Genomic DNA, 14785 nt, shown 5'->3' with positions numbered 1-14785 from the left:
ATCCCTGATAATCAAACATTATCAGGGATTTCTTTTTTCTGGCAGATAGCAAGAAACATCTGTTTCAAGTATATTATTACTTTTTCTGAAACTTGAAGGACTACATCCCTTGTATTTCTTAAAGAATTTACTCAAATGGCTTTCATCAGTAAATCCTAGTTCTTCGGCAATCTCATTTATTCTCATTTGACTATGTAACAATCTGCTTTCGACCAATTTTAGTTTATAGCTTAATATGTATTGCTGCATTGTTTCGTTGGTGTGCTTTTTTATATAACGTCCCAAGTAACTTTCAGATATACCGAAGTGCTGACTGATTTCTTTTGCTCTAATTTTACCTGTTTGATAGATATTTACTTGGATATATTGAAGAATATCGAGAGACTTATCATCTGAACACTCATCGACTTGTTGAGGTAGAAACATAGCTATATTTCTTGCCACGACAATAATTATAGTATTTATCAACTGCGTGATAATCTCTTTACTGTACAGATTCCTATTTACATACTCCCGAATAATTGCTTCAATCATTGGTTTCACTAATAACTTATCCACCTTATTTCTAAGGATGCAACCCGGTTGATGATTTGCATGTTGCAAAATAAATTCTAATCTCTGGATATTCTCTGAACCAAATATGGCTGAATGTATATAGATGTCATTAAACTTGATGTTAATGAATTTTGTAGTTGTGTGAATCTCAAAGGAATGAGAATCATTTGGAGTTATCAAGAACAAGTGTCCATCATGATATGGGAACATATTATTGTTAATCCATTGAATACCTGTTCCTGTTAAGATGTAGACTAGTTCAAAAAAAGTATGCTCATGCTCAGTCAATAACGATTCATTATGCTCGCTAAAGCTGATCTCAAATGGTTGATGAAGATTTTCTTTTTTCATACTCCAAATATAACACATAAAGCAGAATTATACCAATATAACGAAAACATATACCTTTATTTGAAATAAAATAGGTATAACTTTGCCACAAATCAAAATTAGATTACTTATGAACTTTTTAGAACCATCAAAACAACGTTATTCAGGAAGAAGCAGAAAAGATATAACCGAAATAGTTTCAATCTTATAAACGTAACAATTATGAAAACAGAAATGGAAAAATGTCTGGCTGGTGAATGGTATGATTGCCACAACCAAGTTTTCTTGGATTTAAAGACCCGAACACATAAGTTATTGATGAAATATAATTCATTACCTTATGAGGATAAAGAAGAAAAACACAGCTTGCTAAAAAAGATGCTAGGTAGTATCGGAATGAAAGTCTCGGTTGCCAGTCCATTTATTTGTGATTATGGCTGCAATATACATATAGGGGATAATGTTACTGTAAATACCGGTTGTACCTTTGTGGATTGTAATAAAATCACTATCGGAAGTAATGTTCTTATTGCCCCTAATGTTCAGCTTTATACAGCAACTCACCCTATTGATTTAGATGAACGGCTAGCGCCTGTTGAAACAGAAGATGGAATAAAGCGAGTTCGCCGCACTTACGCTTTGCCTATTACAATTGAGGACGGATGCTGGATTGGTGGAGGTGTAATAATCCTTTCCGGAATAACAATTGGGTACGGTAGTGTAATTGGAGCAGGTAGTGTTGTTACAAAAGATATTCCGGCAAATAGTTTAGCTGTTGGAAATCCATGTAAAGTGATACGTCAAATCAATCAAACTAAGAAACTATGATAAAATTGGTCGCTTTTGATTTGGATGGTACAATTGCCGATACAATCCCAATGTGTATCGAAGCCTTTAAGCAGGCAGTATCTCCCTATGCATCAAAAATATTGTCAGAAGATGATATTGTAAAAACATTCGGACTTAATGAAGAAGGAATGATTAAAGAGGTCGTTTCAGAAGATTGGGAAAAAGCTCTGATTGATTTTTATGTGAAATACAAAGAAATGCACACAGTCTACATTCAACCATTTGTGGGGATAAGAGAATTGATAACAGAGTTGAAGAAGAACTCAATTATTGTATCTTTAATAACAGGTAAAGGTCAAAGGAGTTGTGATATTACACTTCACCATTTTGAAATGGAAGCTCTTTTTGATAGTATTTCAATCGGATCGCCAGATAGAAACACAAAAGCGGAATCAATGACGGAACTAATGTCAAAATATAATATCCAACCAGCAGAAATGGTATATGTTGGAGATGAATTTTCCGATATTACCGCTTGTAGTAAAGTTGGAATACAATGCTTATCTGCTGCATGGATAGCCTCACTCTCAAAAATGAAGAAATTAGAAAAGGAAAATCAAGGATATGTGTTTAGTTCTATCAAATCACTTCATTCTTTTCTAAAGAAAGAAGCTCATTTAGTTTAGATTCATATTCGTAGATTGATTTTAGTATTTTCTGGCATAATGGATATTTATTGGTAACATAAAAGCATGAAATCAGACGTTAAGTCTTTCTATATAATACTTACCATTAAAATTATGCTTATGAATGTATTGTTAAACATGAGGATGTTTGGACTATTCTCTGAAACCTCACAAGAAGTAACTAATAATGAAATGCAAGAAGCCTATGGCGAATTTGTTGAACAGATTAGAACTATAAGTAATGGAAATGATTATTCAACTACTTATCGAATTCTTGCAGCTACCCGTATCGAGATAGCTTTACTTGAAACAATACCTCTTTACGGGCAGGGGAAAAAATACGCTTAAAAAGCTGTTCATACAAAAGGTACAGGCTACTATTACCGCAGAAATAGAACTGCTGAATCTAAAAATTCAGTACCCCAGCCAATTTCAAAATAGAATAAACAGCCTTCCACCTTCACCACTCTATTTGACCGACAATACCAACCTAGTTGAAATCATGGAGTTGATTAGTGGACTATTCCTATCACAAAGAGTAGTAACCCATGCTGGAACAAAATCACCATTAACAGAAATTGGGAGAGCATTTGAACACCTCTTTAATATCAAATTAGGAGATGTTCACAAGAAACACGAAAGCGTCATAAAGCGCAAGCCATCTAAAGTAACTGATTTTTTAGATACACTTCGCAAAGCTATTGCCGAAGAAAGTAAAAATAAAGGCTATCTATAAATCAGGAACTTACCAACAATTGTTGAGGTTGTGCCAACGTTTTGACACAACCTCGTAATGACGCCTGTAATAAGCATTTTCTTTGCAACGCTTATTATCAGGTATTATCTATTCATATTTCTATAAAAAAGTAATTACCATGCCAAATAGTAGTCGAAAAACGATATTCACTACCATTTCCATAGACAAGAAAACAGCAGCTTTGGTAGAGAAAATATGCAAACGCTATTCACTGAAAAAGAGTGAAATTGTAAAACTGGCGTTCGGATATATAGACAAGGCACATATCAACCCATCCGAAGCACCGGAACCTGTAAAATCAAAACTGGCGAAAATAAATAAGAGACAAGATGATATTATCCGTTTCATTCGTCACTACGAAGAAGAATAACTGAATCCCATAATACGGGCTACAAATTCTATCGCTTTGCGTTTCGATGCTATCGGCAAAACTTTAGAAACTATTATTCTCTCTCAACTGGAAGCCAGTCTGGAAAGACAAACAGCCGTACTTAAAAAACTAAGTGAGCAGTTTTGTAATCATGCCGATGTAATAAACAACCAATCCAAACAAATAAATACTCTCTACCAGATACACCAACGGAATTATAAAAAGTTGTTTCACCTAATATAACTCTATTCGGAACTTTCTGCTTGTGGGGTTATGGATAGCAAACGGAAAGAGAACCTAAAAGCCGAAATCAATAATTTGATAAAAACATAGGATTATGCACATAGACTTTGCTCCACCATCAAACGGAACATATAATAATTCTGGAAAATACTGACAGCTAGCTAATTACATGGAACACGAAGATTTAGAACGAATGGAAAAGGGTATCTATACCGAAGGCTTTTTCAATCTTACAGAGGATAATATCTATAAATCAAAGGTTATAAAAGATATAGATACCAATATAGAGCAACTCCTAAAGACAGATGCTAAGTTTTATGCTATCCATGCCAGCCCATCGGAAAAAGAACTCCAGGTGATGGGTAATACAGAGCAGGAACAAGCCAAAGCTATGAAACGGTATATTCGTGAGGTATTTATTCCTGAATATGCCAAGAACTTCAACAAAGAATTATCCGCTTCGGATATAAAATTCTATGGTAAGATTCATATTGGCCGTAGCCGTTCAGACAATGACTAAATACACACTCTCATTTGATAGTAAGTCGAAAAGATCAATCTAATAAGAAAAAACTATCCCCACTTACCAACCATAAGAATACTAAGAAAGGAACTGTTAAAGGCGGTTTTGATAGAAAAGACTTATTTCAACAAGCAGAACTAGGATTTGACAGGTTATTCAACTATGATAAACAACTAACCGAATCTTTTAAATATTATAACGCGATGAAGAATGGCAGTATCTCCGACCAACTCAGTATGCAGGAACGACAGATTGCCAGTAAAAAAACAGGGTTGTATGCAGATAAGCAGGACGAACAGGTTGAAAACAAGGTTATATATAAACAAGCCGATAACCTTTTAAACAATACTGAAAATAAGCAAAGTTTTAATCTTCCAGATTTGGGATTATCTTCTGCATTAAGTTTGCTTACTCCTGAACCTAACAGTAATGATGAACAACAAATCCCCGTGAAAAGAAAAAAGAAGAAGTCCCAACGAGGCTTTAAGTGGTAATAATCCATTTTATATTTGTGAAACAAGGTATATTCCAAGTCTGAAACGGAAATGCCAAGCCCTTCGGGTTTTAGAAGATTTCTTCCTTTTCGCTTACAATAAGAGTAAATCTTCTAAAAACATTGCTTTATGCAATCTTCCCATAGGAGAAGTGTTTAACAAGAATAAAAAGGAAAATATATGCGTTGATATTGGGATCTTTATCTTCCTATGCCTTTCAGTCGTTTACTTGGACGTATTCTTGATAAATTCTGTATCTTTCATAATAAATAATTTGCGATTACGAACACATTTCGTACATTTGTGCTAATTATTTACGAATTGGAAAAGAGAAAAAAACATGAGTATATTGATGATTGTCTGCTTAGTATTCGATTTAAAGGCAGGTTTTCATTTACTTTTGATGAGTTAAAAAACGTTTTTGACCCATCAAAACAAGCTGTTCGCAAAAAAAAAATTCACTTAAAAGCAGATAGCATAATAGCGACTATCCGAAAAGACTTTTATATAGTACTTTCTCCTGAATACGCAGAAAATGGCACCTTTCCTGTCTATCTGTATATCGATGAACTGATGAGGTATTTGAAAAAGACTACGATATAAGCTTATATTTCGCAGTTGCTTTATATGGTGCTGACCACCAACATATGGAATATCAAATTAATGTGCAACAGCCTATTCGAGATTTTGTTGTAGGAAATACAAAAAATAGTTTTTTTTCTAATATGGAGGAAAAGATGATAGACAGAGAGTTTTTGAATGATATTTTTATTATTTTTAAAACAAGGCGTTAAATATGATAATAAGAGAATGTGGGATAAGACAAAAGTGAATTTAGTTGAAAAGATACAGCTAATCTATATAAATTCATTTTTCTGAATGTAAATAGTGACAAAATGGAAGAGCAAAAGAATATAGTAAAATTTTTTAAATCAGAATTAGGTTCTCTAATTCAAGGTAATTCCATAGAATTACTCAAGAGCAAGAAATATTTAAACAAGCTAAAAGGAAAAGTGAATTTAATTGTCACATCTCCCCCTTTCCCACTTAACAATAAGAAGCAATATGGCAATGAAAAGGGAGATGAATACTTGAAGTGGTTTACTGACCTTGCTCCAATTTTTTCAGATTTGCTGGCCGATGATGGTTCTCTTGTTATAGAAATAGGGAATGCGTGGGAACCTGAAAGACCTGTTCAGTCTCTGTTACATTTAGAATGTTTATTTGGATTAGTAAAGCATCCCACTGCAAATTTAAGGTTAATACAAGAATTTATATGCTATAATCCATCTAAACTACCATCGCCAGCTCAATGGGTAACTGTAAATCGTATAAGAACAGTAGATAGCTATACTCATGTGTGGTGGTTGGCGAAAAATGATTATCCCAAAGCGGATAATACTAAAGTATTACGACCATATAGCAAAAGTATGGAACAACTTTTAAAGAAAGGGAAATACAATGCAGGAAAGCGCCCTTCTGAACATAATATTAGTGAATCAGGTTTTTTAAAAGATCATGGAGGGAGCATTTCTCATAATTTTTTTGAAATGGAATCTGTTGATGAAAAAAGAAAAGTCAGACTCCCTCATAGCGTTCTGAGTTTCTCAAATACGAACTCGAATGATTACTTTTTGAAAACTTGCAGAAAAAAAAATATAACACCTCATCCAGCTCGAATGAATGGTGGGTTAATTAATTTTTTCATTAATTTTCTCACTGATGAGGATGATCTCGTATTAGATCCGTTTTCAGGAAGCAACACAACAGGATATTGCGCTGAAAAATTAAAAAGAAAATGGATATCTTTTGAAGTAAAAGAAAATTACATTAAACAAGCCATTCTCAGATTTAGTGAACCGGAATTAAACTCATCTTTAAAAGAAACTAGCAATGGAAGAAAACATAAAAAATAGACTTGAGAAGATCGCGGAAACAGATATTTTTCAAGTAGCAACTTTAGCAGATAATTTTGTAGGTTATCCATTTTATCTAGACTATAAAAAAGCCAACCTACTTACTTGTGATGATTGGAAGTATAAATCAGGAGGCGTCCCTCAAGGATGTCTAATGCTTGCATTTTACAACAACCCTTTTAACACTGTTCAAAGTGAAGAAGCTATATTATTAAGAGCTATAAAGCCATGTGCAATTCCAAGTGACAGTGACTTAATAACCTCTAAAATTGAATTTTACAAGGAAGATGTTGATATCACTACCACGAAATCAAAAGGTAATGCATTAGATGATTTTACACGTTTCGAGTTTAGCTTTTCTGGCATTGAATGTTCTATTTTAGGAACTTTCTACAAAAATGAAAATGGTAAAATTGAATTTGGAGCAGATGTAGAGAATTTTTTTTCTGCGCATTATTATAAAGTTTATAAAATAACAAATGAATACCTAGAATTTGTTGTAAATAATCCCGATGATGCAACACCACTAAATCCAGATGCAACATTTCCTATTGGCAAAGTGAGATATAGCTCGAGTAAAACTGTTCAATCGACAAAGATATCTACTGGTGACGCAAAAGTATACGTTCATACAAAAGATATTTTAGGCAAAAGAACTGCACTCTTTGGAATGACTCGTACAGGAAAATCGAATACAGTAAAAAAAATCATAGAAGCAACAGAAAAATTATCTCAAAAAGCTCCACTCAATTTAAAATCAGCAAATGAACGTTTTGAAGAAAGATTAAAACCTCTCACAAAAGACGATATACCTAAATATCCTGTTGGACAGATTATATTTGATATAAATGGTGAATACGCCAATAAAAATCTACAGGATGGAACTGCAATTTTTGAAAAATACAAAGATAAGGTTACAAGATATAGCGTATTAAAAAAGGATGGATTTAAACAAATGAAAGTAAATTTTTATGAAGAAATTGAAGCTGGATTTGAGCTAATAAGAAGTCATTTAATCAATTTTAGTTCAACATATCACAATAGTTTTAAAGCCATTACTTTAGAAAAGCCTGATAACTACGAGCCTACATCGTCGGAAGGCACTCGTTATGATCGATTAAAAGCAGCATATTTATGCTGTTTATATAGGGCTGGTTTTCCTATAAAAAACAGCTTTAAAATCATATTTAGAGGAAATGCAGATCTAAATAAAATGGTGACTACTGATAGTTCCGTTATCCCTGATTCTGGACTATCCTTAGAGCAAGCAACCAATTGGTTTTTATCCATTTGGAAAGAATATAATACAAACAAATATTTTGTAGATTATAAAAACAAACACCAGGGCAAAGAATGGGCAGATGAAGATTTAAAAGCAGCCTTAACTTATTTATCTAGAGAAAAAGATGGGAGAAGAATTGATGGATATACTGTTCTGAGAGATCTAAAAGAATTACATACAGAAACGATCGATACCGCATTTGATATCGAAATAAATAATCAATTAACAGCTGGTAATATTGTGATTATCGACTTATCTCAAGGAGAGCCGAGCATTCAAAGATTATTTTCGGAAAGAATATGCCGTAAATTGTTTAAAACAGCGATGAATAATTTTGTCAATGCAAAACCAAATAATTTCATGCAATTTTATTTCGAAGAAGCTCATAACCTATTTCCTAAAAAAGACGATAAAGATTTGAGCCAAATATATAATCGTATTGCCAAGGAAGGAGCAAAACTTAATTTAGGTCTTATTTATGCAACTCAGGAAGTTAGTTCTATAAGCTCTAATATACTAAAAAACACACAGAATTGGTTCATTGCTCATTTGAATAATGAAGATGAGATCAGAGAGCTTCGTAAATTCTACGATTTTAGTGATTTTGCAGACTCTCTTATTCGTTTTAGTGCAAAAAATGACAAAGGATTTGTGCGTATGAAAACCTATTCCAATCCTTTTGTAGTACCTGTTCAAATAGATCTATTCGAGTAAAATTTATTATATATGTCATATAGCAAATCATCCGGAAAACCTTTTGAATATGCGAGTAAAATCTCGCATCGGCATATAATTGCAGACAAAGATATTCAACAATATATAAATAAATGTGTAATTCCCTTTGAAGGAAAAGATGTAGAATTAAACCCTAGTTTACTCCATGACATCACTTATCCAACTAAAAATAGAATTCAAAATATAATAGCCATAGATGGAGGTTATACTACCATTGCTGTAAAAAAGAAATTTCCATCATCTTTAATCTCTTATTTCCAATTTGGGACACTGCTAATCGAAAGGAAGTATTTAGAGGGTTTGCACGCAAAACCATTCATTTCGCCTAAAGATATGGCTGAACTAAAAAAACTAATGCCTGATAAGCTTGCATTGCCAACCAAAAATCTTCTCCTAGAAGGACAGACAAGTCTTAAATATGCGGTAAGAAAAGTCATTTATGATTTCTTTATGCATAAAGATCAAGATGATACATCATTGATGAATACTTTATATTGGTTCCTTTTTAGGAAATATGAATTTGCTGAGCTTGTTAATAATTCGAATGATTGTACTTGTTCTTTTCATAAAATAAGTACAGAAGATTATCTATATAAATGCACTTCATGCAATAATAAAGCATATCAGCTCTCTCGATGTCCAAATTGTGAGGAGCCAGAGATTCTACTCAATGAAGCTAATCTAAATAAGAACTCTTATATATGGAAATGTCCTCATTGTAGAGAAGATATATTCTTAACTGATGTTTTTAGGATGTTTGAAGCTGTTGACAATGAGTTAGGCGCAGGAGGTGTCCTGGGCTATCTTTTATCAGCCATAGAGAATCTTTTATTGGTTCATATTATAAGAATATTAACTCAAATAAAGCATGGTTTTTTGGATGAGTTTCTCCTTGTTAAAGATGGACCTCTAAGTTTTGTGGGGCAAACAGCAAACATGTATAAACCTATGAGACATTTGTTGAATTTTTTACGAAAAAACAACAATGTAAATATTATTGGAATTGAGAAAAGCGGTGCTTTTGTGGATCATGCAAAGGAAATTGCAGATAAGATGAAACCGGGACAGATATTTCTGATGGACAATGATCACATTTACAAATATATCATGCCAGCCGATGGAAATATGGAGTATGCAAGAACATCGTATTATGGAGGTAAGTTTATATATAAATCAAAAGAAGAGAAGCTTTATGTATTGACTTTACCAGTAGAGACTCATCATTACTATTCACGACCACAATTAGGCGATTTGAAAAATATAGAAGAGATATTATTAAATATTGACTTGCTGAAATGTGATATTTATCAAGATGCAATAATCCCTATAGCACTTGTTAATAAACTAGTATCACTCTCAAATTATCCAGGCTCTAATATTATTCGTCACTTTACCAAACAGAATATTTCAGAATGATAAAAATAGAAAAAGGAAAAGCACCGGAGTTTTTATCCTCAGAGAAAGTTGAAATTGCCCGTGAAAGAATGAGAACATTCTATGCCTCAAATCGGGAACAAAAAAGATATCTATTTCCTTTTAATAAGGAAATAGATATAAAATTAAAAGAAGATTTACACAAAATATTTTATGGAAAATGCGGTTACTGTGAAACAATAATTGAATCTCCAGAAAAAGGTGTAATTGATAGATATAGACCACATAATGGAGTAAGAGATAAAGATGGATACAATCAAGATCTGTATTGGTGGCTTACTTTTGAATGGGACAATTTAATTTATAGTTGCAAGGAGTGCAATCAATATAAAGCAAATTATTTCCCTATTCAGGGTGTCCGAGCATTAAAAGTAAAAGATAATTTGGATCAAGAAAAGAGACTTCTCTTAAACCCATGTGTGGATGATCCTCAAGAGCATTTCTATTATAATCATGATGGCCATATCCAAATAAAAACACGTGAAGGGGAGCAAACCGTAGATCTATTAAGACTTAATGATAGAACCGACTTAATAGAAGGAAGAAAGAAAGCGAGAAAAGAGATAATAACTATTTTAGAAAAAATAAATAAAAATGGAGTACGGTCTATTGATAAAAATGAGATAAGTTATCTACAACGGATACTTGAGTATGACAATGATTCTACTGCTTTTTTCGGATATAAAAAATGGGTACTATTGAATGAATTAGGAGATAATCTTCTTTTAGATTTAGAGTTTAATATCAAAAATCATGATAGGGAATGGCTTAACGATAGAAATCAAAATAATAAAATACTAATAAAGAATGAAGACAAGAGATATTTGGCGAATGACTATTTCCCCATCGAATACATTCATATCAAAAATTTCAAGTCTATTGAAAATTTGAAAATTGAGTTTAAGGAAGATGAATTAAATAATAAATCATGGTTAATTCTTCTTGGTGAAAATGGAGTAGGAAAAAGTTCTATATTACAAGCAATAGCCGTTGGCTTAAATGCAAATGCAAAAATCATAACTTCCACTCTTATTAAAAGTCTTATAAAGAAACGAAAGCAAAAAGCAGAGATTGAGATAAAAGAGAGAAATAGCAGTAATATAATTCGCACTATACTTACAAGAAAAGATAATACAATTAAGCAAGAAGGTTCTTTTAATTCTTATTTAATGGGATATGGTTCACTAAGGCTTTCTGTTGAAGAAGTCGATTCTGAATCTATAAAAATACAAGATACAAATAATGTTAGTTATGAAAATCTATTTCAGCCTATAAAACCGCTTAATGATATTACTAAATGGTTAAAATCAATCTATCGGAAAGATCCAGTGTTTTTTGAAAGAGTAGCATATTCAATAAAGCAACTACTACCACATGATTTTTCATGCAATGAATTGACTATAAAAGATAATAACATAATGTTTAAAAAATCAGAAGAACTGTTTTCTGAACTAAGTGATGGTTTTAAAAGCACGATTATCCTTGCAGTTGATATAATGATGAAGTTATCTGATGCACAGTCTGATATGGATAAAATGACAGGTATTATTTTAATAGATGAACTCGGAAACCAACTACATCCTAGATGGCAAATGTCCATAGTCAAGCAATTACGTACAGTATTTCCCAATATTAATTTTATTATATCAACTCATCATCCTCTTTGCCTGAGAGGTGCTAAAAGGGATGAAATCCTTCTTCTTAAGAATATTGAAGGTGAAGTTATAGGAATAAGACAATTACCTGATCCATCGACTTTACGCGTGGATCAAATTTTAGCTTCTGAGTTTTTTGGCTTAAGCAGCTTGGTTGATCCTGAGACAGAAGCTTATTTTAATAGATACTACGAATTATTGGCTAAAGATGAAAAAGCTTCTGTGGAAGATCAAGAAGAAATTACTCGCTTAAGAGATAAACTTAGAGATAAACAGCAATTAGGGATATCTTTGCGGGAAGAGTTGATGTATTCCGTTATCGATAAATTGCTAGCTAAAGAAATTGCATATAATAAAAATCCTTTAGATAGAGAAAATTTGAAGAGAGAAGTTATAAATCGAGTGAAAGATATCTGGACGAATTTAAACCTTGATTATTATGATAACGATTAATAGAATAGATTGTCCAGATATCCTTAAACAAGGTAAAAATCCTAAAAGTAAAGGTGAACTTGAAACGATAGACGCTTTAAAATTCTTTAGTGATCAAAATAATCATACATCTACTTACAGGAAAACTGGGACTACAACGGTCGGATATAAAATATATTCGGACGATAGTGTGAGGAAGGTTCTACTTAATATGTTTAATGGGAAATGTGCATATTGCGAAAGTAAAATAACCAGTATATATAATGGTGATATAGAACATTTCAGACCTAAAGGAGAAATAAAAGAGGCAACTCCGACAAAACCTGGATATTATTGGCTGGCAGCAGAATGGGAAAACTTATTATTTGCTTGCCCTTTTTGCAATCAAACAAATACCCATACGATAATTGCTAATGGAATATTGAAAGAAACTGTCTTAGGTAAATTGCATCAATTCCCACTTGTTTCTGAACAATATCGATTAAAATACACTCATGGACAAATTTATTTTTCTGACAGGAATGCTTATCAACAAGCTTTTGACTTAGAAGAAACAGAGAGATTGTTGCTTAATCCTTGTAAAGATCTAAATATAGAAAATTATTTTAAATATGAGGATAGCGGTGTTATTATTGTCAATAGTGATTTAACAGAGCAGAGAAATATACTTAGAGCAGAGAAATCCATTCAAGTATATGCATTAAATAGGTTAGCTCTTGTTCAAGCTCGCAGAGAAAAAATTATTCAAATAAAAGCTCAAATAAAACGAACCGAAGAGTCTATTATTAATTATAATAGGTATGCAAAGCAATCTGATGAAGAGAAAATTTGGTTTGAAGGTATTATGAGAAAAGAGATAAAAATTCTCAAGAGATATAAGAACATAAATCAAGAATACTCAGGGCTAGCAAAATATATAATTAGAAAATACTTTGAAGAAATATATTTTATATGACTGGGAATGTATTAATTAAAATATTAGACATAGAGGCTAAACAGGCACTCTATCGGGAAGATGGGAAGTGGTATCATAATCTCACTAAATTTCCGGGTGTTTTGTTTGACAAGGGAGGTTATGTTATTTTCTCAAATAAAGAGGAATATCATGCTAATTATAATTTGCAAATAAAGCAAGACTTGCATATTAAAAATGGATTAAGTTCTTTGGTTGAATACATCCATTTTAATAATCTGGACAAATTGTATATTGAAGAAATTGTTAGTTTAAAAAAATCTCCAGAAGAAGCAAGACGAATAAGACGAGAAATAGAGGCAATCCTTCGAAATCAAAAATTAGTAGATGAACTTAAAATAAGATACAATAACGTATGTCAAATTTGTGGTACACAAATAAAGATTGGTGAAAATAAATATTATTCAGAAGTTCATCATATTTGGCCTCTTGGCAAGCCTCACAATGGTAGTGACACTTTAGACAATATGGTTTGTGTATGTCCCAATTGCCATACTCTATTAGAGTATAAAGCAATTTACTTAAATAAAGAAATATTTAAGGTGCTTAAGCATAATATAGCGAATGCGAATATTAAATATCACAATACTCTTAATGAAAAATGGAATCAAAAAACACTGAAAAAATAATTGCGAAATTCCTTAAAGATCTAGATATATCCTCGGATGATTATATCACTGTTGCTGAACTTAGTACAACATTTGCTGATGGACTAACTAAAACAATAGACACAAATACAGCTTTAATTTCCGACACATTGATAAGAAAAATTAAATCATCACATATAAATCCAGTTGTAAATAATTCAAGTGCATATTACGATAAAGATTACAGATACAAACCTTCCTTTTGGTTATACCTTTCAAAATCTTCTGGGTTAAAAAAAGCAGAACCATTAGTTGTTTCTTGGTGTTTAGGAAATCATACCACATTAATGATTGACCAAGGCTTTTTAAGTGCATTCAAATTATCACCACGTTTGCTGAAGGACGAAATTTTATGGGATGACTTAAAGGAACCTGAATATGATGTAGTGAGAAACAAGCTTTTATCCCAATATAAATATCCTACTCATTCTAAAACTTATGTGAGGATCAAAAAAGAATATCTAGAAGCTTATTTGACTTTCAGAAAGAAAACTGCCATACAGATATTTACGATAAAAAGAGATATTCCAATAGATGAAGAAATCTACATTCTGCTTAAAGATAAGAAACACTTTTTAGAAGATTTCAAACAGTTTGAAGTAAAAATTAGTAGATTGGACCACAAAGAGAATATAGCTCGCTTAGAAATAAATGGATTCAAAGTTTTACTAGAAAATAGTGATCATAATAATGAAGAGAAAACAGTTGTAGGACATTATTGGAAAGGAATTGATGGATTAGTAACAGAGTGGCGAGCAAGACATGAAATACCATTTGAATATGTATATGTTTCCGACAAAGTATTGGCAGTATATGAAGCAGATGAAGATTATGAGGTTCATCCCTTGTCTGGAAGTGTCAATTATAAAAATCAATGGGCTGTAACGCATTGCGAACGTGTAGGCAAAAGTAAGCCCCCGATAAAGTACCCGTTGTCTTTGTATCTTTAAGTCTCGATCTTTGC

The 14785-nt window shown here is 32.2% G+C and carries 13 protein-coding genes and 2 pseudogenes; 14 read left to right on the top strand and 1 reads right to left on the bottom strand.

What is annotated here, in order from left to right:
* Positions 1–21: 21 nt before the first annotated feature.
* Positions 22–906: an AraC family transcriptional regulator gene (locus tag KTR07_RS12865; protein WP_113748175.1), complete on the bottom strand. Its 885-nt coding sequence runs from the start codon at positions 904–906 to the stop codon at positions 22–24.
* A gap of 201 nt (positions 907–1107) precedes the next feature.
* Between KTR07_RS12865 and KTR07_RS12860 the strand changes: the two genes are divergently transcribed.
* The 14 genes and pseudogenes from KTR07_RS12860 to KTR07_RS12795 all read left to right on the top strand — a co-directional run bounded on the left by KTR07_RS12860 (position 1108) and on the right by KTR07_RS12795 (position 14771).
* Positions 1108–1713 carry a sugar O-acetyltransferase gene (locus KTR07_RS12860; RefSeq protein WP_117981767.1) on the top strand — a complete coding sequence of 202 codons (606 nt, stop codon included), beginning with the start codon at positions 1108–1110 and terminating at the stop codon, positions 1711–1713.
* Positions 1710–2360, top strand: a complete 651-nt coding sequence (locus KTR07_RS12855; protein WP_113748173.1) for an HAD family hydrolase — start codon at positions 1710–1712, stop codon at positions 2358–2360. Before KTR07_RS12860 ends, KTR07_RS12855 begins: the two co-directional genes overlap by 4 nt.
* Before the next feature lie 66 nt (positions 2361–2426).
* On the top strand, positions 2427–2708 hold the full coding sequence (locus KTR07_RS12850; protein WP_062694520.1) for a hypothetical protein: 282 nt from the start codon (positions 2427–2429) through the stop codon (positions 2706–2708).
* 4 nt (positions 2709–2712) lie between these two features.
* Positions 2713–3096, top strand: a complete 384-nt coding sequence (locus KTR07_RS12845; RefSeq protein ID WP_062695893.1) for an RteC domain-containing protein — start codon at positions 2713–2715, stop codon at positions 3094–3096.
* Positions 3097–3235: 139 nt separating this feature from the next.
* A pseudogene (locus KTR07_RS12840) lies at positions 3236–3820 on the top strand (BfmA/BtgA family mobilization protein).
* A 4-nt stretch (positions 3821–3824) separates the two neighbouring features.
* Positions 3825–4747: pseudogene (locus KTR07_RS12835) on the top strand (DUF5712 family protein).
* Positions 4748–5068: 321 nt separating this feature from the next.
* Positions 5069–5350 carry a hypothetical protein gene (locus KTR07_RS12830; RefSeq protein ID WP_254306551.1) on the top strand — a complete coding sequence of 94 codons (282 nt, stop codon included), beginning with the start codon at positions 5069–5071 and terminating at the stop codon, positions 5348–5350.
* 293 nt (positions 5351–5643) lie between these two features.
* Positions 5644–6663, top strand: coding sequence for a site-specific DNA-methyltransferase (locus tag KTR07_RS12825; protein WP_062694518.1), 1020 nt, complete (start codon positions 5644–5646; stop codon positions 6661–6663).
* Entirely contained in the window at positions 6641–8659 is a 2019-nt protein-coding gene (locus KTR07_RS12820) for an ATP-binding protein (protein ID WP_062694517.1), read from the top strand. Before KTR07_RS12825 ends, KTR07_RS12820 begins: the two co-directional genes overlap by 23 nt.
* A gap of 12 nt (positions 8660–8671) precedes the next feature.
* Positions 8672–10096 (top strand): DNA double-strand break repair nuclease NurA, encoded by a 1425-nt coding sequence (locus tag KTR07_RS12815; RefSeq protein ID WP_062694515.1) that lies wholly within the window; start codon positions 8672–8674, stop codon positions 10094–10096.
* Positions 10093–12222, top strand: coding sequence for an AAA family ATPase (locus KTR07_RS12810; protein WP_062694513.1), 2130 nt, complete (start codon positions 10093–10095; stop codon positions 12220–12222). Before KTR07_RS12815 ends, KTR07_RS12810 begins: the two co-directional genes overlap by 4 nt.
* Positions 12209–13156, top strand: coding sequence for a hypothetical protein (locus tag KTR07_RS12805; RefSeq protein ID WP_062694511.1), 948 nt, complete (start codon positions 12209–12211; stop codon positions 13154–13156). The genes KTR07_RS12810 and KTR07_RS12805 overlap by 14 nt, the downstream gene beginning before the upstream one ends.
* A complete protein-coding gene (locus KTR07_RS12800; RefSeq protein ID WP_117981763.1) occupies positions 13153–13803 on the top strand; it encodes an HNH endonuclease in 651 nt (216 codons plus the stop codon). The genes KTR07_RS12805 and KTR07_RS12800 overlap by 4 nt, the downstream gene beginning before the upstream one ends.
* On the top strand, positions 13776–14771 hold the full coding sequence (locus tag KTR07_RS12795; protein ID WP_254306550.1) for a hypothetical protein: 996 nt from the start codon (positions 13776–13778) through the stop codon (positions 14769–14771). Before KTR07_RS12800 ends, KTR07_RS12795 begins: the two co-directional genes overlap by 28 nt.
* Positions 14772–14785 lie beyond the last annotated feature (14 nt).

Source organism: Bacteroides sp. MSK.20.82 (genome assembly GCF_019052485.1).
GTDB lineage: Bacteria > Bacteroidota > Bacteroidia > Bacteroidales > Bacteroidaceae > Bacteroides > Bacteroides thetaiotaomicron.
This window is presented reverse-complemented; position numbering and strand designations above follow the sequence as displayed.

Coding starts and splice junctions, on each gene's coding strand:
- KTR07_RS12865 (WP_113748175.1), bottom strand. CDS start 906: ATGAAAAAAGAAAATCTTCATCAACCATTTGAGATCAGCTTTAGCGAG.
- KTR07_RS12860 (WP_117981767.1), top strand. CDS start 1,108: ATGAAAACAGAAATGGAAAAATGTCTGGCTGGTGAATGGTATGATTGC.
- KTR07_RS12855 (WP_113748173.1), top strand. CDS start 1,710: ATGATAAAATTGGTCGCTTTTGATTTGGATGGTACAATTGCCGATACA.
- KTR07_RS12850 (WP_062694520.1), top strand. CDS start 2,427: ATGAAATCAGACGTTAAGTCTTTCTATATAATACTTACCATTAAAATT.
- KTR07_RS12825 (WP_062694518.1), top strand. CDS start 5,644: ATGGAAGAGCAAAAGAATATAGTAAAATTTTTTAAATCAGAATTAGGT.
- KTR07_RS12820 (WP_062694517.1), top strand. CDS start 6,641: ATGGAAGAAAACATAAAAAATAGACTTGAGAAGATCGCGGAAACAGAT.
- KTR07_RS12815 (WP_062694515.1), top strand. CDS start 8,672: ATGTCATATAGCAAATCATCCGGAAAACCTTTTGAATATGCGAGTAAA.
- KTR07_RS12810 (WP_062694513.1), top strand. CDS start 10,093: ATGATAAAAATAGAAAAAGGAAAAGCACCGGAGTTTTTATCCTCAGAG.
- KTR07_RS12805 (WP_062694511.1), top strand. CDS start 12,209: ATGATAACGATTAATAGAATAGATTGTCCAGATATCCTTAAACAAGGT.
- KTR07_RS12800 (WP_117981763.1), top strand. CDS start 13,153: ATGACTGGGAATGTATTAATTAAAATATTAGACATAGAGGCTAAACAG.
- KTR07_RS12795 (WP_254306550.1), top strand. CDS start 13,776: ATGGAATCAAAAAACACTGAAAAAATAATTGCGAAATTCCTTAAAGAT.